This window comes from Micromonospora noduli, assembly GCF_003264475.1.
Taxonomy (GTDB): Bacteria; Actinomycetota; Actinomycetes; order Mycobacteriales; family Micromonosporaceae; genus Micromonospora; species Micromonospora noduli.
In genome coordinates, this window is sequence record NZ_PYAC01000001.1 from 356,164 (window position 1) to 381,179 (window position 25,016).

At 70.6% G+C, this 25,016-nt stretch carries 16 protein-coding genes; 2 read left to right on the top strand and 14 right to left on the bottom strand.

The genetic code is table 11. The annotated features are described in order from the left end of the window. Nucleotides 1–82: 82 nt before the first annotated feature. The 7 genes from MED15_RS01635 to MED15_RS01665 all read right to left on the bottom strand — a co-directional run bounded on the left by MED15_RS01635 (nucleotide 83) and on the right by MED15_RS01665 (nucleotide 10,990). Nucleotides 83–2,221 carry an alpha-glucuronidase gene (locus MED15_RS01635; protein ID WP_244220326.1) on the bottom strand — a complete coding sequence of 713 codons (2,139 nt, stop codon included), beginning with the start codon at nucleotides 2,219–2,221 and terminating at the stop codon, nucleotides 83–85. Then, nucleotides 2,218–4,251: a beta-galactosidase gene (locus tag MED15_RS01640; protein ID WP_112589483.1), complete on the bottom strand. Its 2,034-nt coding sequence runs from the start codon at nucleotides 4,249–4,251 to the stop codon at nucleotides 2,218–2,220. Before MED15_RS01640 ends, MED15_RS01635 begins: the two co-directional genes overlap by 4 nt. Further along, nucleotides 4,248–4,937, bottom strand: a complete 690-nt coding sequence (locus MED15_RS01645) for a DUF624 domain-containing protein (RefSeq protein ID WP_112734634.1) — start codon at nucleotides 4,935–4,937, stop codon at nucleotides 4,248–4,250. The genes MED15_RS01640 and MED15_RS01645 overlap by 4 nt, the downstream gene beginning before the upstream one ends. An 88-nt stretch (nucleotides 4,938–5,025) precedes the next feature. Further along, nucleotides 5,026–6,663, bottom strand: coding sequence for an ABC transporter substrate-binding protein (locus tag MED15_RS01650; RefSeq protein WP_112734635.1), 1,638 nt, complete (start codon nucleotides 6,661–6,663; stop codon nucleotides 5,026–5,028). 55 nt (nucleotides 6,664–6,718) lie between these two features. Continuing rightward, nucleotides 6,719–7,630, bottom strand: a complete 912-nt coding sequence (locus tag MED15_RS01655; RefSeq protein ID WP_244220327.1) for a carbohydrate ABC transporter permease — start codon at nucleotides 7,628–7,630, stop codon at nucleotides 6,719–6,721. Then, on the bottom strand, nucleotides 7,627–8,616 hold the full coding sequence (locus MED15_RS01660) for an ABC transporter permease (RefSeq protein WP_112698085.1): 990 nt from the start codon (nucleotides 8,614–8,616) through the stop codon (nucleotides 7,627–7,629). Before MED15_RS01660 ends, MED15_RS01655 begins: the two co-directional genes overlap by 4 nt. Nucleotides 8,617–8,626: 10 nt before the next feature. Next, nucleotides 8,627–10,990 carry a beta-xylosidase/alpha-l-arabinosidase gene (locus tag MED15_RS01665; protein ID WP_112734636.1) on the bottom strand — a complete coding sequence of 788 codons (2,364 nt, stop codon included), beginning with the start codon at nucleotides 10,988–10,990 and terminating at the stop codon, nucleotides 8,627–8,629. Nucleotides 10,991–11,308: 318 nt separating this feature from the next. On the opposite strand from MED15_RS01665, the gene MED15_RS01670 reads away from it, so the two are divergent. Continuing rightward, entirely contained in the window at nucleotides 11,309–12,346 is a 1,038-nt protein-coding gene (locus MED15_RS01670) for a LacI family DNA-binding transcriptional regulator (RefSeq protein ID WP_112698181.1), read from the top strand. A 21-nt stretch (nucleotides 12,347–12,367) separates the two neighbouring features. Then, nucleotides 12,368–13,366 (top strand): acetylxylan esterase, encoded by a 999-nt coding sequence (locus tag MED15_RS01675; RefSeq protein WP_112698087.1) that lies wholly within the window; start codon nucleotides 12,368–12,370, stop codon nucleotides 13,364–13,366. A gap of 18 nt (nucleotides 13,367–13,384) precedes the next feature. Here MED15_RS01675 and MED15_RS01680 read toward each other — a convergent pair whose 3' ends face one another. The 7 genes from MED15_RS01680 to MED15_RS01710 form a co-directional block, all read right to left on the bottom strand. After that, complete coding sequence (locus MED15_RS01680; protein ID WP_146766669.1) at nucleotides 13,385–17,029, bottom strand: nSTAND1 domain-containing NTPase; 3,645 nt, start codon at nucleotides 17,027–17,029, stop codon at nucleotides 13,385–13,387. A 503-nt stretch (nucleotides 17,030–17,532) separates the two neighbouring features. After that, complete coding sequence (locus MED15_RS01685; protein WP_112589469.1) at nucleotides 17,533–17,997, bottom strand: MaoC family dehydratase; 465 nt, start codon at nucleotides 17,995–17,997, stop codon at nucleotides 17,533–17,535. A gap of 20 nt (nucleotides 17,998–18,017) precedes the next feature. Next, complete coding sequence (locus MED15_RS01690) at nucleotides 18,018–19,166, bottom strand: acyl-CoA dehydrogenase family protein (RefSeq protein ID WP_112734638.1); 1,149 nt, start codon at nucleotides 19,164–19,166, stop codon at nucleotides 18,018–18,020. A gap of 46 nt (nucleotides 19,167–19,212) precedes the next feature. Then, a complete protein-coding gene (locus MED15_RS01695) occupies nucleotides 19,213–22,038 on the bottom strand; it encodes a helix-turn-helix transcriptional regulator (protein ID WP_112734639.1) in 2,826 nt (941 codons plus the stop codon). Nucleotides 22,039–22,102: 64 nt separating this feature from the next. After that, nucleotides 22,103–22,714 carry a TetR/AcrR family transcriptional regulator gene (locus MED15_RS01700; protein ID WP_112589463.1) on the bottom strand — a complete coding sequence of 204 codons (612 nt, stop codon included), beginning with the start codon at nucleotides 22,712–22,714 and terminating at the stop codon, nucleotides 22,103–22,105. 94 nt (nucleotides 22,715–22,808) lie between these two features. After that, nucleotides 22,809–23,576 carry an SDR family oxidoreductase gene (locus tag MED15_RS01705; RefSeq protein ID WP_112605524.1) on the bottom strand — a complete coding sequence of 256 codons (768 nt, stop codon included), beginning with the start codon at nucleotides 23,574–23,576 and terminating at the stop codon, nucleotides 22,809–22,811. A 145-nt stretch (nucleotides 23,577–23,721) separates the two neighbouring features. Next, nucleotides 23,722–25,008 (bottom strand): ABC transporter substrate-binding protein, encoded by a 1,287-nt coding sequence (locus MED15_RS01710; RefSeq protein WP_112589459.1) that lies wholly within the window; start codon nucleotides 25,006–25,008, stop codon nucleotides 23,722–23,724. Nucleotides 25,009–25,016: the final 8 nt, after the last annotated feature.

Sequence of the window (25,016 nt, forward strand, 5' to 3'; positions counted from 1 at the left end):
CGTTTTCGGAACCTGCCAGGGCGCTGGGGCGCACGGCACGAGGGCGGCCCGACCGGATGGCCGGGCCGTGCCTCAGCGCCGCTCAGTAGATGACCCGCCCTCGCTCGTCCGGCACCCCGGACTTGCGGAAGAAGTACGTGTTGATCTGGTCACGCCACTCTGTGGCGCAGCGCACCTGCTCATCGAGGCGCTCGGCGACCCGCTCGTACACGCTCGGGTCGATCATGCCGGTCAACGTCTGCCACTTCCGTCGCATCGCGGTCACCTCGTCGACCCCCGCGAAGTGGGTGTCGTAGATGTGCTGGATGACTGTCGAGCCGCTGTGCAGCACGTGCCCGTACGGCACGTGGTGGAAGAAGAGCAGCAGCTCGTCGGGGCAGGTCTCGGGTGACTCGTACACCTGGGCCCAGTACGGCGGGTACTGGTCGGCGAAGCCGGTGCCCGACGCGAGGCTGCGGTCCACGCCGACGCCGTCGCGGTCGGCGAAGTGGTAGGTGCCCCACCGGGTGTACTCGTACCCGTCGACGCCGGGACCGTAGTGATCACCGGGGTTGACCATGAAGCCGACGCCCAGCGGGGCGGTGTAGCGCTCGTACGTGCGCCACGAGTCGTCCATGATCTCGTGCAGGGTCCGCCGCACCAGCTCCGCGTCGGCGGTCGCCGACGGCGGAAAGGTCAGCGTGATCCACTCGTCGAGGATCGCCGTCGGGTCCCGCCGAGGGTCCCAGGCCAGCCGGCCGAACGTGTACAGGTTGGCCTGTGCCAACGGATGCCCGGTCCAGAAGAGGTCGTCGCCGACGTTGGCGACGGCGACCATCCCGCCGCCCGACGCCGACTCCCCCGTGACCACGTCGGCGATCGTCCGCCCGTCCGGCCCCCAGGGGGCGAAGCCGAGCACCTCACTCCACCACGGGCCGAGGTGGCAGACGTGCCGCTGTTGGCCCGTGTACTCCTGGGTGACCTGCAACTCCACCGCCAGCCGGGTCGCCGGCATCGCGGCGAGCACCGGTGAGACCGGCTCGCGCGTCTGGAAGTCCACCGGGCCGAACTTCACCTGAACGACCACGTTGGTGCGGAACCGCCCGTCGAGCGGGGCGAAGTGGTCGTACGCGGCCCGAGCCCGGTCGGTGGACCGGTCCCGCCAGTCCTGGTGGTGGTTGTAGACGAACGCCCGCCAGTGCACCACTCCCCCGTGCGGGGCGAGGGCCTCGGCCAGCAGGTTCGCCCCGTCGGCGTGGTCGCGGCCGTACGTGAACGGGCCGGGCTGCCCCTCCGAGTCGGCCTTCACCAGATAACCGCCGAAGTCCGGGATGCGGTCGTAGACCCGCCGGGTGGTAGCGGCCCACCAGGCCCGCACCGCCTCGTCCAGGGGGTCGGCGGTCGACAGGCCTCCGAGGAGCACCGGCGCGGCGAAGCTGACCGACAGGTGCACCCGGATGCCGTACGGGCGCAGCGCGTCGGCGATCTCGGCCACGTCGCCGAGCCGTTCGGTGAGCAGCAGCGCCTCGGTACGGGCCACGTTGACGTTGTTCACCGAGATCGCGTTGACCCCGCAGGAGGCCAGCAGCCGCCCGTACTCCCGTACCCGGGCCAGGTCGCCGCGCGGACGGCCGTCCCGCCAAAAGATCGAGCCGCCCGCGTACCCCCGTTCGACCTGGCCCATCACCGGGTGCACGGCCACGTTGTCCCAGTGGTTCAGCATTCGTCGGCGCAGCGCCGGCCGGTGCCGCTCGGGCGGTCGGGCCGGGTCGAAGGCCGCCGCGCAGAGCCGGACCACGTGGAAGAGCCCGTACAGCAGGCCGGCGGGCGCGTCGGCCAGCACCGCGGTCACGTCGCCGGCCCGCGCCAACACGAAACCCTCGTCGCCGAGCGGCCCGCCGTCGCCCAGCTCGACCAGCGCCGCCTCGCCGGCGGCGCGTGCCGCCTCCACCGACGGGTTGGGTAGCTCATCGGCGTCGCGCAGAGCAAGCACCAGGTCGACGTCGACGTCCCAGGACGGAGAGTGCCACACCCGTCCGCCGTAACGCGCGCAGGCGCGCGAGACCTCGTTGAGGACGGTGTCGACGAGCAACCCCTCGCCGTGCAGGAGGACGCGGCGCGCGCCGAGCGACCGGAACGCCTCCGGGGGCAGCCAGGCCGGGTGGACGCGCGGCTCGTCACCGTCCATCGGCTCCTCGACGAACATCAGCTGCTCCAACTCCACCGACTCTTCGGCGTTCACCGGTCCTCCTCCAGCACGACAACCCCGTACGCCGGCAGCCGCAGCACACCGCCGGCCGCCGTACGGTCGCCGGTGAGCAGGTCGACGCCGCCGGTCCGGGCGGTCACCTCGACCGGCTCGGCGCGGTGGTTGAGCAGAAACAGCAGCCGCGACCCGTCCGCCGCGACCCGGACGGCGGATTCCAGGTCCGGCACGTCCGGGTAGGGCCCGAGCAGGTCATGGCGGGCGAGCACCTGCCGCACCACCCAGGACACCCCGGCCTGGTCCAGTCCGGCGGCCACGTACCAGCCGTCGCCGGCGCCGAAGGAGTTGCGGGTCACCGCCGGGGTGCCCGCGTAGAAGTCGGCCTGGTAGGTGCCGACGACCTGCGCGCCCTGCGGAATCACCAGCTCGAACAGCAGCCGCGCGTCGACCTCGACCTGATCCGCGCCGTCGCCGAGGCGGACCGGATTGACCACCTCCGGGCCGCGGGCGTCCCACTCGTCGACCCGGACGCCCATGAGCTGCCCGAGCGGGCCCGGCACGTCCATCAGGAACGCCTGGTCGTTCTCGTCCACCCGGCCGGACAGGTAGGTGGTCAGCACCGACCCGCCGCGCGTCGCCACCGCCTCCAGCCGCTGCGGCAGGTCCCCCTTGAGCAGGTGCAGGGCCGGGGCCACGACCACGTCGTAGCGGGACAGGTCGGCGGTCACCGCGACGACGTCCAGGTCCACACCGGCGTCCCAGAGTGCCCGGTGGTACGCGAGCACGACCTGCTGGTAGCGGACCAGCCGGGACGGGCCGTCGGACAGCTCCAGCGCCCACCAGCTGTCCCAGTCGAACAGCAGCGCCACCCGGGCCGGGGTCCGCGCGCCCAGCGACGCCGGGCCGAGCCGTTCCAGTTCGACGCCCAGCTCGGCGACCTCCCGGAACACCCGGGTGTCGGCGCGACCGGCGTGCCCGATGACCGCACCGTGGTACTTCTCGCTGGCACCCCGGGAGGCACGCAGTTGGAAGAAGAGCACCGCGTCGGCGCCGTGCGCCACGGCCTGCCAACTCCACAGCCGCATCAGCCCGGGACGCTTCAACGGGTTGACGTCGCGGCACGCGGTGCAGCTCGGGGTCTGTTCCATCAGCCAGAACGGCTGGCCGTCCTTGAGCCCGCGCATCAGGTCGTGGGTCAGTGCCATCCGGGCCGCCGACTCGTCGTCGGGCGGGTAGTTGTCCCAGGAGACGAAGTCCAGATGAGGGGCCCAGCGGTGGTAGTCGATCGGCCGGTACATGCCCATGAAGTTCGTGGTCACCGGCAGCGTGGGGCTGGACTCCCGGATGGCCGCCTTCTCGTCGCGGAAGTTGGTCAGCATCGCGTCGGAGGTGAACCGCAGGTAGTCCACTGTGATGCCCTGGAACGCGGTGTGGTCCGGGCCGCGCCAGTGCTCGGTCAGCGCCGACGGCGGCTCGATCTCGTCCCAGTCGGTGAAGGTGTGCGACCAGAAGGTGGTGTACCAGGCCTCGTTCAGCTCGTCGAGGGTGCCGTAGCGGTGGCGCAGCCAGTTCCGGAAGCCGGCCGCGCACAGTTCGCAGTAGCAGGCGCCGCCGTACTCGTTGCCGACATGCCAGGCGAGCACCGCCGGGGTGTCGGCGTAGCGGCGGGCGACCCGGCGGGCCAGCTCCGTCGAGAGCCGGCGGAAGACCGGCGAGCTGGGGCAGGAGTTGTGTCGCTGGCCGAAGCGGTGCTTGCGGCCCTCGAAGTCGGTCCGGGTCACCTCGGGGTACGCCTTCGCCAACCACGGTGGGTGGGCGCCGGTGCCGGTGGCCAAACAGATCCCGCGTCCCTCTGCGCTGGCCCGCTCGACGACCCTGTCCAGCAGCGCGAAATCGTAGGTGTCCTCGGCTGGCTGGGTGAGCGCCCAGTCGAACACCCCGAGGGTGACCAGGTCGATCCGTGCGGTGTCGAAGAGACGGTAGTCCTGCTTCCACACGTCCTCGGGCCACTGTTCCGGGTTGTAGTCGCCCCCGAAGGGCACCTTGGCGCTGAGGGGCAGGCTCACGAGGTGAACTCCTTCCGGATCAGGTGGATCATCGGGTCGCTGATGCGCAGGTACGCCAGGACCGCGATCGACGCGAGCAGCATCAACACCGCTTCGGAGAAGACCGCGGTGATCCCGGCCGCCGCGGCCAGCAGCAGGGCGTTGCCGACGGAGACACCGGGGGTACGCACGAGGAAGTGCACGGCCAGCCGCAGCACGTCCCTGGTGCGGAAGTCGAACAGCGATGTGATCACCAGGGCGTTGGCCGCGCAGAGCGTCACGCCCACTCCGATCAGCACCAGCGGCACCGCCCACCAGCTTGCCAGGCCGACCGCACCGCGGTAGGCAAGGTTGACGGCGAGCACTGTCAGCCACAGCAGCGTCGGCAACCAGACGCGCAGCACGCCGAGCACATTGGCCCGGTAGCCACGCCAGAACAGGGTGGCCGGGCGCAGGTCGGTCAGGTCGGTTCGCTGGTGGCGCAGGGCGTACAGGGCGGCGGAGATCGCCGGGCCGACTGGTACCAGGAGGAGCGCGGCCAGCGGCAGGTTGCTCGGATCGCGGCCCAGCACCAGCAGCGGGAGCAGGGCGGGCAACGTGGTGAGCAGCAGGAGCAGCTCGACCACGAGCAGGATGTAGACGCGCGAGGTGATCCGCGACAGTGGTCCGTCGCCGAACTGTCGCCGGGTCTGAGTCGCGCCGCTCACTGTCGCTCCCTCCGGTCGACTCCGCTGATCCGTGGTCGCCGGGGGTCCGGCCGGGCCGCGACAGGCCGCCCGACCGGACCCCCGCTGATCAGCTGTTGTTCTTCTGGAACCGCTCGTACGCCTTGTTGACCAGGTCGATGTACTGGTCGGAGTTCTTGGCCTTCAGCTCGGCCACGTACGCGTCCCACTCGCTGAGCGGACGCTGCCCCAGGGCGAACTTCAGCGTGTTCTGGGTGACGAAGTCCTTCAGCGGGGTCTCCCAGAGCGACACCTGCTCGCGCTCCTCGTCGGTCAACGGGCGCGGCGGAGGGACCTCCCTCGGCTTGCGGGCGTCCATCACCTTCTGGAACTCCAACTCCTCGGGGGAGAAGAATCCACGGACCAGGTCCGGGGTGCCGCCGTAGGTGAAGACGCCGTTGTAGAAGCCGAAATCCTTCTGGAGGTGCTTGGTGGCCTTCGGGTTGAGCCCGAGGACGTCGACCTCCGGGGTGACCGAGCGCTTGCCGGACGCGTCCTTGGTGAAGGTCGTGCCCTCGACGCCCCAGCGGGCGAACTCCATGCCGGCGTCCGAATACCACAGCCAGTCGATGAACTGCATCATGGCCACGAAGTTCTTGCTCTCCCGGGCCTTCGAGGAGATCATGATGCCGTTCTCCAGCCTCGGGAACGGGTTGATCTCGCCGGCCGGGCCGATCGGCAGCGGGATCTTGGCCATCTTGGCGTTCGGCAGGGTCTTGGCCAGGTCGGGCCGGTGGTTGTTGACGAGCGTCTGCGCGTTGCCGGTGACCATGAAGGACTTGCCGTTGGCGAGCTTCTGCCGAGCCTGGTCGTCGGTCTGGGTGAAGCTCTCCGGGTCGAGCAGGCCCTCGGCGACGAGCTTGTGCAGGTAGGTGACCATCTGCTTGTACTGCTCGGACGCGCCGGTGTAGACGAACTTCTTCGCCGCCGGGTCCCAGGTGGCGTGCTGGTAGTCCCAACCCGCCTGGGTGCCGTGGGCCGAGCCGAGGATGTTCAGCAGAGCGCCGGTCGGATTGGGCTTGCTGAACAGGTCGGAGTACGGGTAGACGTTCGGGTACTTCGCCTTCATCGCCTTCATCACGGTGTACAGGTCGTCCCAGGTCTTCGGGACGGGGAGGTTGAGCTCCTGCATGATGTCGGTGCGCACCAGGACCGTGTAGTCCTGCGTGGGCTTCTCGTGCATGCCGGGGAGCAGGTAGAACTTACCGTCGGACTGCCGCAGGTTGTCGATCTCCGGCTTGAGGTTCCACTTGGTGATCTTTTCCTTGAGGTTGGGCATCAGATCCAGGTAGTCGCTCACCGGGAGGATCGCCCCGGAGGACACGAATGCGTCCTCCTGCGGGTGGTACGTCTTCGGGATGATCAGCGGAGCGTCTCCGGCGCCGATCAGCAGGCTGCGCTTCTGCTCGTAGTCGCTCAGCGGCACGGCCACCGGATCGATCTTGACATTGGTCCGCTTGGTGAGCTCCGACCAGAACAGCCAGTCTTCCTTGAGTGGATAGAACGTGTGGTTGTTGTAGAGGGTGGAGAACGAGAGGGCCTCGGTGGCCTTGAACTGGTCACCGACGCCGTAGTTGGCCATCGCGCCGGCCCGGTTCTCGGAGAGGTCAGTCGACTCGCCGGGATCCTCGGAACAGGCGGTGGTGAGGCTGAGCGCGAGCAGACCCGCGGTGGCTATCGCCACCCGGCGCCACGTCTTGTACAGCATGGCTCGTCCTTTCGGTGGTGGGGGTAACGGAGGTGATGCGATGCAGCGCCCGGCGTCATCCCTTGACCGCGCCGAGCATCACGCCGGAGACGAAGTACCTCTGGACGAAGGGGTAGACCGCCAGGATGGGCAGTGTGGTGAGCACGATCGTCACGGCTTGGAGCGTGGCCGCGGCCTGCACGACGTCGGCGTCGGCAGCGCCGGACTGCTGTGCGTCGGTGGCACCCGCGATGAGGTTGCGCAGATACACGGTGACCGGCAGCAGATCCTGCTGGTCCATGTAGAGGAACGCGGTGAACCACGAGTTCCAGAACGAGACCGCGTAGAAGAGCACCATCGTCGCGATGATCGCCTTCGACAGCGGCAGCACGATCCGCAGCAGAATGCCGTAGGTGTTCAACCCGTCGACCGCCGCAGCCTCCTCCAACTCGGTCGGCAGGCTCTCGAAGAACGCCTTCATGACCAGCAGGTTGAAGACACTGATGGCGTTGGGGATCACCACGGCCCAGATGGTGTTCTTCATTCCCAGGCTGGTGACCAGCACGTAGTTGGGGATCAGGCCCCCGGAAAAGAACATGGTGAACAGCGCGATGCCGACGAGGACCCCGCGGCCCTTGAGCTGCGGCTTGGACAGCACGTACGCGTAGCACGTGGTCAGCACGATCGAGATGAGCGTGGCGACCACCGTGTACACCAGCGTGTTGCGATAGTTCGTCCAGAACAGCGAGTCGGACATCACCAGCTTGTACGCGGTCACGTCGAACCCACGCGGGACGATGGTCACCTTGCCGGCGATGATGTACGCCTCTTCGCTGAGCGAGCGGGCAACGATGTTGAGGAACGGGTACAGCGTCACGACCACGACGCCGAGCAGGACGATCGTGTTGACCACCCGGAAGATCCGGTAGCCCCGGCTGTCCACCGGCCCGCGCGTCTTCGGGGCGTCGATCTTCGTACCAAGGGTCACCACAGGCTCGTCCCCACAGTGCGACGGGAGATGACGTTCGCCGACAGGACGAGGATCAGCCCGATCACCGCCTCGAAGAGGCCGATGGCGGCCGCGTAGCTGAAGTTGCTCGACTGGAAGCCCATCCGGAACAGATAGGTGGAGACCACGTCGGCGGTCGGATACGTCAACGGGTTGTAGAGCAGCAGGATCTTCTCGAACCCGACCGCCAGGAAGCTGCCGATGTTGAGGATCAGCAGGGTCACCATCGTCGGGCGGATGCCGGGCAGCGTGACGTGCCAGGTCTGCCGCAGCCGGCCGGCGCCGTCGATCCGGGCGGCCTCGTACAGGTCCTCGTCGACGGTGGTGAGGGCGGCGAGGTAGAGGATCGTGCCCCACCCGACGGTCTGCCAGACCTCGGACGAGACGTAGATGGTGCGGAACCACTCCGGTTTCTGCAGGAACGCCACCGGGTCGCCACCGAACAGGTTGACGAGTTGGTTGGCCGTGCCGTCGATCGAGGTCAACTGCATGACCATCGCCGCCACGATCACGATCGACAGGAAGTGCGGCAGGTAGGACACGGACTGGACGAACCGCTTGAAACGGCGGGCCCGGACCTCGTTGAGCAGCAGCGCCAGCACGATCGGCAGCGGGAAACAGAACAGCAGGGTCAGCGTCCCGAGCACCAGGGTGTTGGTGAACACCTCCCAGAACGTCGGGTCGGTGAGGAACATCCGGAAGTAGCGCAGCCCGACCCAGTACTCACCGAAGATGCTGCCGCCCGGCTTGAACCGGCGGAAGGCGATGATGTTGCCGATCATCGGCAGGTAGCGGAAGACCAGGAAGAACAGCAGCGGCAGGATGGCGAGGGAGTAGAGCTGCCAGTCCCGGCGCAGTGCCTGGCGCCAACTGCGACGGCGTCGTGGCGAGCGCGGGGCAGGGCTCTGCGCCTGCTGCGGAGAATTCGGCGGCGCCGGCGGCGGTGGCCGCAGGGTGGATGTCATCCGTGGCCTCCTATGCCGACTGTGGAACGGCAACGAGGGGCTCGACCCGCACCGAGGTGAGCAGTTCCCGCTCGAAACCGACCTGGCGCTCGGTGCCGACCAGTCGCAGCGGCAGGGCCGCCGCCGCGTCGCCGCTCGATCGGCCGAACCGCAGCTCGACGTCGCCGGGCTCGACGATCCGTTGGCCGGTCAGCCCGGCGAACGACGCCACGTCGGCCGGTACGCCGAACGTCACGTGCGCGGCCTCGCCGGGCGCCAACGGCAGCCGGGTGTAGCCGATCAGCCGCACCACCGGACGGGTGGTCTGCGCGACCGGGTCGTGCAGGTAGAGCTGCACGACCTCGGTCGCGGCCCGCTCACCGGTGTTGGCGACGGTGATCCGCACCCGTACCTCGCCGTCGACCGGCCAGGCAGTCGGATCTTCGCGCGGTTCGACCACCGTCGCGTCGGACCACTCGAAGGTGGTGTAGCTCAGCCCGTGGCCGAACGGGTACGTCGGGGTCGGATCGACCGAGGAGACCTTGTTGCGCCGACCGAGTGGCGGCGCGAGGTAGGTGCTCGGCAGCCCGCCAGCGTCGCGGGGAACACTGACCGGCAACCGCCCGGAGGGGTCGACCGCGCCGGTGAGCACCTCGGCGAGTGCCTGCCCACCGAGCTGACCGAGGAAGAACGTCTGCACCACGGCCGCCGCGCCGTCGAACTCCGGGCCGAGCGCGTAGGGGCGACCGGCCATCAACACCAGGACGACCGGGGTGCCGGTGGCGAGGACGGCGCGGACGAGGTCGCTCTGCACGCCGGGTAGTCGCAGGTCGACCGCGTCGCAGCCCTCACCGGAGGTGCCCCGACCGAACATTCCCGCCCGGTCGCCGACGGCCAGCACGCACACGTCGGCGTCGGCGGCCGCGGCGACCGCGGCCGGGATACCCGAGGTGTCCTCGCCGGTGATGGCGCAGCCCGGCTCGTGGGTGAGCAGCGGGACGCGTCGGGCCAACTCGTCGCGCAGTGTGGGGATGTCCAGGCCGAGCCCGAATTCGCTGTGGTTGACGCCCACGTGGTTGGGGAACGAATAGCAGCCGAGCATGGCCATCGGGTCGTCGGCGACCGGACCGACCAGGGCGACCCGGCTACCCACGGTCAGCGGGAGGACGCCGGTGTTGCGCAGCAGGACGACTGACTCGCGGGCCAGGCGAAGGGCGATGTCCTGGCTGGCCTCGTCGTCGAAGCGCAGGGACGCCACGTCGTCGGGCAGCTCCTGCCAGCCCTCGTCGAGCAGACCGAGCTCGATCTTCTGGATCAGCACCCGACGCAGCGCGCAGTCGATCAGCGCCTCGTCGACCTCGCCGCGGCGAGCCGCCTCCACCAGCGGTCCACCGAAGGCGTCCACTGTGGGCAGCTCGACGTCGATCCCGGCCCGCAGGGCGAGCCGGGCCGCGTCGGCGGGATCCCCGGCGACTCCGTGCAGGGTCTGGAGGAACCGTACGGCGAAGTAGTCGGCCACCACGGTGCCGGTGAAGCCCCACTCGTCCCGCAACAACCCGGTCAGCAGCCCACGGTCTGCCGCCACGGGCAGGCCGTCGATCTCGGCGTAGGAGTTCATCACCGAGCGCGCGCCGCCGAGGCGCAGCGCCATCTCGAACGGCGGCAGGATGACGTCGGCCAGCTCGCGGCGACCCATCGGCACCGGCGCGAGGTTGCGTCCGCCCCGGGAGGCGGAGTAGCCGGCGAAGTGTTTCAGAGTGGCCACGACGCCGGCCCGCTCCAGGCCCCGCACGTAGGCGGCACCTGTCGTGCCGACCAGGTAGGGGTCCTCGCCGATCGTCTCCTCGGTACGGCCCCAGCGGTAGTCCCGGGTGACGTCCAGCACCGGTGCGAGGCCCTGGTGCACACCGGCGGCGCGCATCGACCGCCCGATCCGGTCGGCCATCGCCTCGACCAGTTCGGGGTCGAAGGACGCGCCCCAGCTGAGCGGAGTCGGGTAGACGGTGGCCCGCCAGGCCGCGAACCCGGTGAGGCACTCCTCGTGCACCTGCGCCGGAATGCCGAACCGACTCGCGGCCACGATCTGCGCCTGTGAGGCCGCCAGCGACCGGGCGCCGAACACCGGGTCGACCGGGGCGGTGCCGAACGGGCGGGTCAGCTGACCCAACCCGTACTGGATGACAGTGCTCCACGGCGGCAACTCGCTGATCATGTCCGACTGGTGCGGTGCGACGCCCTCGCCGCTGGCGTCCGCGCCGACCCAGACACCGACGAGCTGGGCGATCTTCTCTTCGAGGGTCATCTTCGGTAGGAGCGCCTCGGCTCGCTCGGTGGGCGACAGCCGCTGATCACGCCACGGCGCGGCGCCGCCGTCCTCGAGCGACTGACTTCTCATGCCATGACCCCTTAGCTCCGGCCACATCCCCGTGCCCTCGTGAACCAGCTGCGTGGCGGACGTATCTCACGATCCGAAACTTTCCGGAAACCTGCGTAACCTTTTCGGCAACCTAAGTGTCCCATCGATGCCTGTCAAGAGTCTCAATCGGACTACCAGGGGGCGGATCCTGCACACGGTGACCCCACGATCAGCGCTCAGTCGCCGAGAAGCCGCGCAATGTCCCGTGAATGCCCAGCCCGAGTGCGGCACCCACTGGCGTGAATGTCTCATCGTGTTAAGGTCGCCCGAAACTTTCGGATGTTGTATGAGGCCGCGATGACAGAGCACCGCCCGCTCGACCCACCCGCCTCCACCACCATCGCGACCATCGCCAACGATGTCGGCGTATCGGTCGCGACCGTGTCCAAGGTCCTCAACGGACGCGGCGATGTCGCCCCCGGCACCAGAGCCCGGGTGGAGGCGAGCCTCGACCGCCACCAGTACCAGCGCCGCGCCCGGCGACACGCGACCAGCGGCGGCCGGGTGGACCTCGTGTTCCACGAGTTCGACACGGGTTGGGCGATGGAGATCCTGCGGGGCGTCGAGGCGGTGACCTCCGCCGCCGGCATCGGGCTGTCGATCGCCCAGCTCGACGGCGCGCACCGCCCGCCGGCACGATGGCTGGAGGCGTTACTCGCCGACCGCCCCCTGGGCGTGGTGTTCGTCCTCTCCCACCTGGCCGAGGCCCAACAGCAGCACCTGCGCCGGCAGGGCATTCCGTTCGTCGTCGTCGACACGGACAGTGCCACCTCGGCCTCCGTGCCGACCGTCGGGTCGAACAACTGGAACGGCGGTCTGCTCGCCGCCCGGCACCTGCTGGAGCTGGGGCACCGACGGATCGCCATCATCTCCGGGCCACCCGACGTGCTGTGCAGCAGAGCCCGGGCCGCCGGCTTCCAGTCGGCCCACGACGAAGCCGGAATAGTGGTCGACCGCGAGCTGATCCGCTACGGCAGTTTCTCCGCCGGAGCGGGGCACGCCCACGGGCTGCAACTGCTCCAGCGGCCGGACCGACCCACGGCGATCTTCGCCGGGTCGGACATCCAGGCCATGGGGGTGCTCCGGGCCGCCCGTCAGTGCGGCCTGCGAGTGCCCGAGGACCTCTCGGTGATCGGGTACGACAACCTGCCGGTCTCGGCCTGGACCGACCCGGCCCTCACCACGATCAACCAGCCGTTGCGTGACATGGCCGGCATCGCCACCCAGATGTTGCTCGACCTGACCAGGGGGAACGAGCCGGCGACCAGCCGGATCGACCTGGTGACCGAGCTGGTCGTCCGGGAGAGCACCGCGCCCCCCGCCCACCCGCACTGACCCCGGCCCCTGCGAGGACCCGTGCCCCACTCCGCCTTCACCTTCGACGACCTTCAGCGGTACGCACCCGAGGTCGCCGAACCCGATGACTTCGACGAGTTCTGGCGGGACACGCTCGCCGAGGCGGCCGCCGTGCCGGTGCTCGTCGACGTCCGCCCCGAACCCACCGACCTGCGGCTGCTCGACTCCTGGGACGTCACGTTCGCCGGCTTCGGCGGTGACCCGGTCCGCGCCTGGTACACCCGCCCGGCCGGGGTTCGCGAGCCGCTGCCGGCCGTTGTCGAGTACGCCGGCTACGGTCGCGGGCGGGGCCTGCCCCACGAACGGCCGACCTGGGCCGTTGCCGGGTACGCGCACCTGTTGATGGACAACCGGGGCCAGGCGGGGCAGCACGGCGCCGGGGACACCCCCGACCCGCACGGCGCGCCCGGCGGGCCCTGGCCGGCCACCTGGGGGATCCTCGATCCGCGCGACTACCACTACCGCCGCCTGATCACTGACGCGGTGCGGGCGGTCGAGGCGGTCCGCGCGCTGCCGGGGGCCGCGGGTGACCGGGTCACCGTGATCGGCAACAGCCAGGGCGGTGGCATCGCCCTGGCGGTGGCGGGTCTCGTCGAGGACCTCAGCGCGGTACTGACCACCGCCCCGTTCCTGTGCGACATGCGCCGGGCCGTCGCGCTCACCGACCTCGCGCCGTACGGCGAGATCGCCCGGTACCTGGCGGTGCACCGGGAGGCCGAGGAGGCGGTGTGGCGCACCCTGTCCTATGTCGACGGCGTGAGCTTCGCGCGCCGGGCGACGGCGCCGGCACATTTCGGAGTCGGCCAACGCGACACCGTCTGCCCACCGCGAACCGCCTTCGCCGCCTACAACCACTACGGCGCCGCGAACGGGAAGCCGGTGCCGCCCGAGCGGGAGATGCACGTCTACCCGTTCAACGGTCATGAGGGCGGCGAGGCCGTGCACGTCCGGCGTCAGCTGCGCTGGCTGGGCTCGGTGCTCCACTCAGCGCGGGCCTGAACGGCCCACCTTCCCTGGTCACGGCTCCAGCAGGTTCTGGACCGGAGCACACGCCCGGCAGGGCCAGACGCGTACGGTGCCGTCGTCATGCGTCGAGACGAGCCGCTCGCCGTCCGGGCTGAAGTCGACGGTCTCCACGGAGGCACCGAATCCCCCGAAGGTCACGGACCGCGCGGCCTCCGAAGCGCGCCACAGCCGAGCGGTGCCGTCCTTTCCAGAACTGAGCACCCATTGCCCGTCCGGGCTGAACGACACGTGCCAGACCGGCCCCTCGTGTCCTCGCAACACCATAGGCGCGATGCCGCTCGTGACGGAGTGGATCTGCACGGTGCCGTCGAAGCCGGCACTGGCGACCCGTTGTCCGTCCGGGCTGAAGGCCACGGCCCATACCAATCCCTCATGACCGGGAAGTAGTAGTGGTTCGGCCGTGCCGAGAGCGTCCCAGATCCGTAGGGTGCCCTCCGCGCCAGCTGTGGCGACCTTCCGGCCGTCCGGGCTGAAGGCGGCGTACCGGATCTCTTCGGCGGCTCGATGGACCACCGGGGCACTCCGGCCGGTGAGGTCCCAGATTCGTAGGCTCCTGTCGTTGCTGACGCTGGCCAGGCGACGGCCGTCAGGGCTGAAGTCGGCGATCCACGCCTGCTTCTCGTGCCCGCGAAGCACCACAGGATCGTGTCTGCCGGCGAGGTCCCAGACTCGCACGCTGCCGTCGCGGCCGCCGGTGGCCACACTCGCCCCGTCCGAACTCACGGTGAGACCGTAGACGTCGCCGTCGTGGCGGCCGAGCACCCGGGGCTCGGCCGGTGTGGCCAGGTTCCAGACCTGTACCGTGCCGTCCTCGCCGCCGCTGACCACCCGCTGCCCGTCCGGGGTGAACGCGGCGGACCAGGTGGCTTTCTTGTGGCCCCGCAGGATCAGACGATCGCTGCCCGGGTCCCAGATCCGTAGCGTGCCGTCATCGGCCGCGCTCACCAGCCGGGATCCGTCCGGGCTGAACGCCAACGCCCAGACCCGGTTGGTGTGGCCGCGCAACACCAACGGGTCACCAGCGCCGTTGGCGTTCCAGATCCGTACGGTCAGATCGTCACTGGTGGTCGCGAACCACTGCTCGTCCGGGCTCAGCGCGAGCCCTTCCACAGTGCCCTCATGCCCACGCAGCACCACCGGGGCCGCCGACCCGGTCAGCGGCCAGACCCAGGCCGTACCGTCGGCGCTGGAGCAGGCCAGGCGGGTGCCGTCCTGGCTGAACACCAACGTCCTGGTGGCCTCGCGTGGCCCGGTGAGGACCGTTCTGGTGGATCGCGCGGCCAGATCCCAGAGCCGTACCGTCGCGTCGTGGCCACTGCTGGCCAACTGGCGCCCGTCGGGGCTGAAGGCCACACCGACCGCGACCTTCGTGTGCCCACGCAGCACCACCGGTCGTTCGTCGCCGCGGGCATCCCAGACCCGAACGGTGGTGTCCTCGCCAGCGCTGGCGATCAACCGTCCGTCGGGGCTGAAGGCCACTCCCCAGACCGGGCCCTCGTGTCCGCGGAGGACGATGGGCCCAGCGCTTCCATCGACCTGCCAGATCCGGACGGTGCCGTCCGAGCCGGCGGTGACCAGTCGCTTCCCGTCCGGGCTGAACATCGGGCTCCAGAGCTGTCCCTCGGGTCCGCCGGTGAGAGCCTGGCCCGGTCCGGAGACGCCGTGCCCGGCCCAGGTCCACACCCGCACCTCGCCGTCCGTCCCGGTGGCCGCCACCCGCCTTCCGTCCGGACTGAACGCCACGCCCAAGGCCTTCTTGCTGCTCATCGGCACAATCGCCTGCAGCCGGTCGTCGACGGCGGCCTGGCGGAGCACCATCTCCGCACCGACGGTCGGGCGGGTGGTCAGAGCGCGTCTGGCGAGGCGCTGCGCCTGCCGCGGATCGATCTGGAGTTGGTTGTCGGCCTCGACCGTCAGCTGCCGGGAAACAGCGAGGTCTCGTTCGGCGGCCGCCCGGTTCGCCTGCACCAGTGCCACTGCCGCGAGGACGCTCACCACGACAACTGTTGCCGCGAGCCCGGTCAATGCCACCCTGCTCCGCCGCCGTCGGGCTGCCCGGTGCCGGCTCTCGCGTGCACGGCTGGTCTCCAGAAAGTCCCGTTCCAGGTCACTGAGGTCCATCACCTGGCGCGTTCCCCAGAGCGCCAACTGGACCCCCCGATACAGGAATCCGTCCACGCGGTCGTGCCGATCCCACTCGGCGGCAGCCTCTGTCAGCCTGCGGTGCGAGCGCAGCAGCTCCCGATCTTCGGTCAGCCAGCGACGCAGCCGGGGCCACTCCTGGATCAGGGCCTCGTGGGCCACCATGACGCCCTTCTCGTCCGCCATGACCAGCCGCGCGGCCGTCAACCTGGCCAGTACCCCAGCCGCGGCCAAGGGGTCCACCCCGCCCACCAACTCGGCGAGGGGTGCCCGGCGTCGGGTGTCCTCGGTGCCGTCGCCGAGGGCGGTCAGGCGCAGGAAGATGTCCCGTGCCAGCCCTCGCTGCCCCTCATCGAACTGCGCGTACACCCCTTCAGCGGTACGGGTGATGGCGCCGTTCACGCCGCCTGACTCGCGGTAGTGGGCCAGCGTGATCCGCTTGCCCTGCCGCAGGCGCGACGTCTCCAAGAGTGCATGGGACAGCAGCGGTAGCGCACTTGTCTGACCGCCAACGTCTGCCACGGCCATCTCCACCAACGCCGGATCCACCAGCAACCCGGCGCGCTCCGCGGGGCCGGTGATCGTCCGACGCAGATCCTCATCGTCCATCGGGCCGATCAACAGCTGGTGCTCATGGAGAGCGGCCACCAGGGCCGGATAGGCGGCACACCGACCATAGAAGTCGGCCCGCACTCCCAGCACCACGCGCACCCTGGGGATCTCCGCTGCGGCGAGCAGCGCGGCAATGAACCCCGATCGCTCCTCCTCGTCCCGGCAGAGCGTGAAGAGCTCCTCGAACTGGTCCACCACGATGAGCATGTTCGCGACCGATGGACGCGAATTGAGAATCTGCTCGATCATTCCGCGAATGCTGGCCGGATCATCGGCCAGGTGGCGCTGGATCGTGTCACGAGCCAGGTCCTGCTCATTGACGAGCTGGAACGCGAGCTCTTCGATGGGATGTTCGCCGGGCGTCATCAGCACCGTGGCCCAGGCCGGCTGACCCTTGACCGGATTCTCGACCACTGCCGCTATCAGACCCGCTCGTAGCAGGGATGACTTGCCCGCACCGGACGGGGCGAAAACCGCGACGAACCGGCGGCGGGTGAGCATTTCACAGAGCTGAGCCACCAGGTGCTCGCGTCCGAAGAACCATTCTGAGTCTTCCGGCTGAAACGCTGCCATTCCCCAGTACGGCCCGCGGCTGACCCCCACCGTCTCGGCGGACGTCACGCTTGCGATCAGGCTGTGCCACCGTTCGGTCCATTCGGCCGGATCGCCGTCGCAGGCGGCCACGTACGCCAGTGTCACCTGAAGGCTCGGCACGGTGTCGCCGCTGGCCGCCTTCGCCAGTGTGGTCACCGAGAAGTGCGCGCGCCTGGCCAGTTGACGGTAGGTCGGCGAACCCGCCTTTGTCCGCAGCTGGCGCAGGTCGAGGGCAAACCGCTCCAGTGCGCCTGCCTCCGGGTCGAGCGGCCGCTCAGGTCTTCCCACGTTGTCCCCCGTCACAGAGTTGTTTGTCAGCCTGGCGACATGATTGGCAAACAATCCATACGGGACTATATCTAGTTCCGTGGACGTCGATCGGCGAGTGTCGGGTAGCAGCCACAGCGCAACTTGGCGTGCGACGACTCAACGCGATCAACGACACGGAGGAGGACCGGGAGGGGGTGTGTGATGCACGCCAGAAACGGCACCGGCGCTGTTTACCCACAGCACTGATGGTCGTCCTGGGTACGGGGGGCGTCACGCAATCCCGGATAGACAAGGGGGACTCTTATTCGATTACGATTTCGCTAGCGCGACTGAATGGGGCCCGTTTCGGCAGTTCGCCTCGGGGCCCAACGTTCGGTGCGTCATCGATTCGCGGCCCTCGCGGTCGCCGCCGGTATCGAGTCGGCGAGGACCAGGACCATCTCCCTCCGCATCGACCGCTACGGGGGTGCGGTGACGGGGCGGCGACGGGATCCGTCGCCGCCCCGTCAGCCTGCGGAGGGTCACTGCTCCACGGCGTGGTAGAGCCGGCTCACGGTTTCGGCCACGCAGACGGGCTTGCCGCCGCTGTCGCTCTCCACGGTGACCGTCACGACCAGCTGCACACCGCCGCTCACCGGCGACACGTCGGCAATGGTGGCGGTGGCGCGTACGGCGGCGCCGACCCGCAGCGGCGCGGGGAAGCGCACCCGGTTCAGTCCGTAGTTGACGCCCATCGCCACCCCCTCGACCCGGTAGAGCCCGCTCGCCAACGCCGGCAACAGCGACAGGGTGAGGTACCCGTGTGCGATCGTCCCGCCGAACGGCCCCGCCGCGGCTCGGACCGGGTCGAGATGGATCCACTGGTGGTCGTCGGTGGCGTCGGCGAAGAGGTCGACGCGGCTCTGCTCGACGCGCTGCCACGGACCGGGCCCGAGGCTCTCGCCGGTCGCGGCGGCCAACTCCTCGAATGAGGTGAAGACTCTCATGCCGGATCTCCCTACAGCTACTAGAAGGCGTTGACGCCGGTGAGCGCACGTCCGATGAGGAGTTGCTGAATCTGACTGGTGCCCTCGTAGAGCGTGGCCACCCGGGCATCGCGCAGATACTTACCGACCGGGTACTCGTCGATGTAGCCGTACCCGCCGAAGACCTGGACCGCGTTGTTGGCCGCGCGGACGGCGGCCTCACTGGCGAAGAGCTTGGCCATCGACGCCTCGGTGGCGAACGGCTGGCCGCGGTCGATCAGGTCGGCGACCTGCCAGACCAGCAGCCGGGCGGCGGCGGTGTCCACCGCGATGGCGGCCAGCAGTTGTTGGACGAGTTGGTGCCCGGCGATCGGCTTGCCGAACTGGGTGCGCTGCCCGGCGTAACCGACCGCCGCGTCGAGGCAGCCCTGGGCGATGCCGACGCACCCGGCGGCCACCGACATCCGACCCTTGGCGAGGGTGGCCAGGGCCAGCCGGAATCCGGCGCCCTCGGCGCCGAGGCGGGCCGTGTCGGGCACGCGCACCTCGTCGAAGCCCAGCTCGCCGGTGGCCTGACCGCGCAGGCCGAGCTTGCCGTGGATTTCCCGCCGGGTCAGCCCGGGGCTGTCGGTGGGCACCAGGAACGCGGTGATTCCTCGGTGCCCGGGGCCGCCGGTGCGGGCGAAGACCAGCGCGACGTCGGCGGTGGTGCCGTTGGTGATGAACGTCTTCGTGCCGGTGAGCAGCCAGTCGGTGCCGTCGCGGACCGCACGGGTGCGCAGGGCGGCCGCGTCCGAGCCGCTGTCCGGCTCGGTCAGCGCGAAGCATCCGAGTGCGCTGCCGGCGCAGAGCCTCGGTAGCCACTCGGCCCGCTGTTCCGCGCTCCCGTGCGCGGCGATCGACTTCGCCACCAGGCCGAGGGAGACCGAGACGATGCCGCGCACCGCCGAGTCGCCCCGGCCCAACTCCTCCAGGACCAGGCAGTACGCGAGGTGGTCGCCGCCGGAACCGCCGTCGGTCTCGGCGATGGTCAGCCCCAGGAAGCCCAGGTCACCGAGCATGCCGACGATGGCGGGGTCGACCGATTCGCGGCGATCCCAGGCGGCGGCGTGCGGCAGCAGCTCGCGGTCGGCGAACTCGGCGGCCAGTTGGCGGACCGCCGCCTGCTCGGCGGAGAGGGTGAGGTCCATGACGCTCAAACTAGCGGTGATAGTTAAACGCGTCCAGACCGGACGTTCACCGGTCTGAGGCCAGACCGACGTGCCGCTCGGCGGTGAACGCGCGGGCCAGCTCGGTCCGCGAACGGATGCCCAGCCGGTGGAACACGTTGCGCAGGTGATGGTCGACCGTACGGGTGGAGAGGAACATCCGGGCGGCGATCTCCCGGTTGGTGGCGCCCTCGGCGACCAGCTCGGCGATCCGCAGTTGCTGGCCGGTCAACAACCGCGCCGCGGGCAGGTCCGGCGGACCGATCGACTCCCCGGCCGCCCGCAGCTCCGTGGTGGCCTGCTCGGCCCAGCACTCCACCCCGAGCAGGCTGAACATCTCGCGGGCCTGGTGCAGGTGCGTCCGCGCGTCACGAGGGCGTCGACTGCGGCGCAGCTCCTGGCCGAAGAGCAGTTCGGTGCGGGCCCGCTCGAACGTGCCGGCCTCGGTCGGGTGCAGGCGCAGCGCCGCCTGGAAGTCCCGTTCCGCCTCGGTGCCGCCCCGAGGGGCGAGCAGTGCGTGACACCGCGCGGAGAGGGCCCGGCGCAACGGGCTCGCGGTGCTGCTGGCCCACCTGTCGAACGCGGCGAGCGCGGCCGTCGCCGCCGGCCGGTGCGCCAGGTGTGCCGCCGCCTCCACCAGGTACGGGGTGGCCATCACCTGCACGAGGATCTGACCTCGACGCGTGCCGAGCCGAGCCAGCGACGCCAACCGCTCCGCGGCCTCGGCGTGCCGGCCGTCGACCAGGTCGAGCACCGCCAGGGCCCACGCGGCGAGCGCGTGCGGGCGGCTGCCCGGCGTCGGCGACTCGCCGATCTCGCGGATCCGCCGCAGGCTGGTCTCCCGATCGGCCCGGATCGCGGCGAGGACGGCGAGCATGCCCAGATGGACGTTGGCGCAGTTGACCTGCCCGGTTGCCCGGGCGACGCGCAGCCCGTCGCGGGAGGTCTCCGCCGCCGCCTCGTGTCGACCCAGCCAGTACTCGGCGACCGCCCGCAGTTCCAACGCCCGCGACAGCATGGACAGCTCACCCCGTTCCCGGGCCAGCTCGACGGCGCGTTCGGCGAGCCGGTGGGCCGCGCCGTCCACGGCCACCAGCAGTCCGGCCGCCGCGGCGCAGCTGAGCGCGGTGGGGGTCAACGCCCAACCGGTCAGCCGGTCGCCCAGCACCACGGCGCGGCGCAGCACGGGCCCGGCTCGCTCGTGGTCGCCCCGCAGGGTCGCGGCCACCCCGGCGATCAGACAGCCCATGACCTCCAGGGCCGGCGGGTCGTCTGGGCGCCGCAACGCCAGCGACCGCCGGCCGACCTCGGCGTACCGGTACTGGTCGCCGGTGAAGCAGACCGCCTCGCCGGCCCGCACCAGCCCGGTCAACGCCAGGGCGCGGTCGGTGCCGTCCACCGCCGCGGCTGCGGCCAGCAGCGTGGCCGACGCACTCGACGCGGTACCGCAGCGCAACTCCAGCTCACCGCGGAGCAGGTCGGCGCGGCCTCGAACGACCGGGTCTACGCAGACCGCGCGGAGGCGGTCGAGCAGCAGCCGGGCCTCGTCGGGTTGCCCCCCGGCCCAGGCGTAGCGGGCTGCGGTCAGCAGACGGGTGGTGGTCAGCCTCGGATGGTCGCTCAGTTCGGCGGCCCACCGCAGGGCCACCGAGGCGGCGGCCCAGCCGTCGGGTCCGCCGACCGCCGCCTGTTCCAGCTCGGCGGCGAGGGCCGGATCGGCACCCGCGGTCGCGGCGGCGAGGTGCATCGCCCGGCGCAGCCGCTGCCCGTCCGCGACCAGCACCTCGGCGAGCAGTCGGTGCGCCGCGCGGCGCTCCGCGAGCGGCGCGCTGGCCGCGATCATCGTGCGGACCAGCGGCTGCGGAAAGGTGACGCCGCGTTGCTCGACGCGTACCAGGCCGGCGACCTCCGCCGGGGCGAGCGCCTCGACCTCGGCGCCGGCGGCCGCCGCGGCCCGGATCACTGTGCCCGGCTCCCCGTCCTCGTCGAGCGCGGCGAGCAACAGCACCCGTCGGGTCTCCGGGGGCAGCCGGTCCAGCCGGGTTCGGTACGAGCGACCCAGCGCTCCGTCCGCCGGTGGCGCGGCGGGCAACGACTCCTCGCCCCGCCACTGCCCTGCGGTGAGCACCTCGGCGAGGTCCACCAGGGCCTGCGGGTTGCCGCCGCCGATCGTGGCCAGCGCGGTCAGGGCCGACGCGGCTGGCCGGTCGGGAAGCCGGTCGCCGCCCTCGCGTTCGGTCAGCCGATCGAGTCGATCGGTGAGGACCGCGCCGCTCTCGTGCTCGGTCAACGCACGCAGCCGGTGCGCCGGTATTCCGTCGAGGTTGGCGGTGACGTCCGCGGTGAGCAGGACGGCGAGCGGCAGGTGCCGCAGTCGGCGGGCCACGAACGCCAGCACCTGCGCGGTCTGCGGGTCCCCTCGGTCGATGTCGTCCATGGTGGCGAGCAACGGCCGGTCCCGGGCGGCGGCGGCGAGCAGCCCGAGCACGGCCATCGACAGGGTCAGCTGCCGGTCGGCCGGGCAGCTCTCCCCGCCCAGTGCGCGCCGTAGCAGTTGGCGCTGCTCGCCGGGGAGCGCGGCGGCCCGGTCGAGCACCGGGTCGACCAGGCGTTGCAGGCCGGCGTACGGCAGGGCGGCCTCCTCGGCGAGCCCGCTGCCGGCGAGCACTGTGCAGCGACTCTCGGCGTGCCGATGGGCGTAGCCGAGAAGCGCCGTCCGGCCCGATCCGGGCTCTCCGCGCAACAGCAGGGCACCGCCGGCGTTGGTCATGCCGTCGAGCAGGCTCCGGACAGCCCGGCACTCGTCGTCCCGGCCACGCAGCACGGTTAGTTGCACTCTTGATGCAGTAACCATGCCTGCCAGTGTTACCCATCGGAAACCGAATGGAAAGAGGGGGCGATATCGGGCCGGGCCGGAATCAGTCGGGCGCGACCTCGGCCAGCAGGGCGCCCACGGTCCGGGCCATCACCGCGCGGGCCTGGTCCACGCCGAGACCGAGCCCGTAGCGCAGCATCGACCAGGCCTGCCAGGTGCTCGCCGCCACCAGGGCGTTGAGCAACTGCTCCCGCCCCGGCCCGGCCTCGGCCAGCTCGACGGCGAAAAGCTCCTCGACCTCGTCGCGGACCCGCTCGATGTGCTTGAGACGGTTGCGGTGCAGCTGTTCGGAGACCGGCTCACGCATCTGGGCGGCCCGCGCCGACGGCGCGATGAGCTGGAGCAGTCGAGCTCGCTGCCGGCAGTACGCGTCGACCCGCTTCGCCAACGGCAGCCCGGTCGAGATCGGCCGGTAGGCGGCGTCCTGCTGGCGGAGCACCTCCGCGCCGCTGGCCTCGAAGAGCGTCTCCATGTCCTTGAAGTTGGTCCAGAGGGTGCGCAGCGAGATGCCGGCCCGCTCGGCGATGCGTTCCCCGGTCGGGCGGAGGTCGCCCTCGGAGATGAGCGCGAGGTGCGCCTCGACGATGGCCGCGCGGGTCCGCTCGGCGCGGGCGGTGCGCCCGTCGACCCGGCCCGCCACATCGACCCCGTCCATCCGCCCTCGCCCCCTCACCGCCACGGCGTCCCCCGACGCACCGCCGAGTCTAGACAGCCGTTGATCAGCGGCTCCGGACGCTCCGCCGACGCCCTCATCCGGCCCGGCCGGTCAGCGAGACGCCGCCGTCGCAGACGATGGTCTGCCCGGTGATCCAACTGGCGTCGTCGGAGGCCAGGAAGGCGACCGCGCCCGCCACGTCCGACGGCAGACCGAGGCGCCCGAGCGGGTACCGCGCGGCGACCTCGGCCTCCCGCCCGTCGTAGAGGGCGGCGGCGAAGCGGGTCTTCACCACGCCGGGGGCGACCGCGTTGACCCGGACCGTCGGCCCCAGCTCCACGGCGAGGCTGGCGGTGAGGTGGTTGAGCGCGGCCTTGCTGACCCCGTAGCAGGCGATGCCGGGCGACGGACCGAGCCCGGCGATCGACGAGACGTTGACGACGCAGCCGCCGCGCTCGCTCATGCCGGCGGCGCAGACCTCCTGCACCCAGCCGAGCGCGGCGACCACGTTCACGTCGAGGATCTTGCGGGCCGCGGCCAGGTCCAGCTCGACCAGCGGGCCGTGCACCGGGTTGATGCCGGTGTTGTTGACCAGCAGGTCCACCGGCCCGAACGCCGCGCTCACCTGGCTGACCGCTGCGACCCGATGCTCGGGATCGTCGGCCCGGCCCGGCACCGACAGGGCGTGTGCCGGACCGCCCAGGGTGGCGACCGCCTCGGCCAGCCCCTCGGGGCGGCGGGCGGTCAGGCCCACCCGCGCGCCTTCGGCGACGAGGCGTTGGGCGATGGCCAGACCGATCCCGCGACTGGCGCCGGTGACGATGGCGACCCGGCCCGCAAGCCGGTCCGAATATGCATTCACGGTGCAGATAGTAGGAGCGTCGATCGGTATCGGTCAACGCCTCCGACGATCGGCCGGCAGGCCACGCGGCAGCACGAGCGCAGCCGTCCGACCGGACGTGGTCAGGCGGGACCACGCCCGGTCGGACGTCGGCGCTGCGGGGCCCTCAGGAGACGGTCGGCACCCCGTTCGCCGGCGGCGCGGCCGGGGTGGCGGTGTACTCGTTGACCGCCCCGTCCGCCTCGTCCGTCTCGTACGCCGGCCCGAAGTAGCTCTGCACTCCCCCACTCACCCGGCTCAGGCGCTGACCGCCGTACCCGGAGTGGTCAGTGGCAGAGAAGCGCAGCGGCACCAGCCCTGGGCCCTGGTAGCCGCCCTTCTGCACGGCGTCCAGCACCTTCTCCCGGGTGAGGTCCTTGCCGGCGGCGAGCAGCACCTGCACGAAGAGGTAGCCGACCGACATGCCGTAGACGGTGTTGCCGTCGAACGGCGCGTCCCCGTTGTGCTCCTTGTTGACCTTCGTGAAGAGCTGGATCCACGGGTTCGCGGTGTCGTTCTGCATCGGGAGGTAGTTGGTGCCGACCATGCCCTCCAGCAGCGGCGCGGCGGCGCCGAGCTGCTTGGCCAGGGTCGGGTGGTCGGCGCCGACGTTGGAGACCAGCCACTGCGGCTTGAAACCCAGCCGTGCCGCAGTGCCGACGGAGAGCGCGGTGAATCCGGGCACTGTGGCGAGCACGACGACCTGGCAGCCGGCCGCCTTGAACGCGCCGATCTGTGGCGCCACGTTGGTGTTGCTGGTGACGTACGTCTGCTTGACCGCAACGGCACCGGCGCCGAGCACCTTCTCCACGCCGGCCAGGCTGTCCCGGCCGAAGTCGTCGTCCTGACCGAGGAAGCAGACCTTCTGGCCGGCCAGGTTCGCCTTCGCGTAGTTGGCGAGGATCTTGCCCTCGACCGTGTAGTCCGGGTTGAACCCGAACGTGCCCGGATACTTGTCCGGCTGGTCCCAGCTGCGGCTGCCGGAGGCGACGAACAGATCGGGCACCCGGTTGCTCTTGAGGAAGTCGAGCACACCGGTGTGCGTCGGCGTGCCCAGACCATTGAGGACGGCGAAGACCTTGTCCTGGAGGACGAGCTGACGGACCACCTGCTGGGTGTTCGCCGGGTTGTAACCGTCGTCCATGATCTTGTAGGTGATCTTGCGGCCGTGCACTCCGCCGTTGGCGTTGACGTAGTCGAAGTACGCCTTCGTCGCCGGGGCGATCTTCGAGTAGCCGGCCGAGGCCGGACCGGTCAGCGGCATGTGGGTGCCGACGACGATCTCGGTGTCGGTGACGCCCGGCACCGACGCCCCGCCGGAGCCGGGGCCGTCGTCGCCGCTACAGCCGGCTGCGGTGATGAGCAGGGCAAGGGTGCTGGCGATCGCGAGGCCGCGATGCGCTTTACGGTGCATGGGAAACA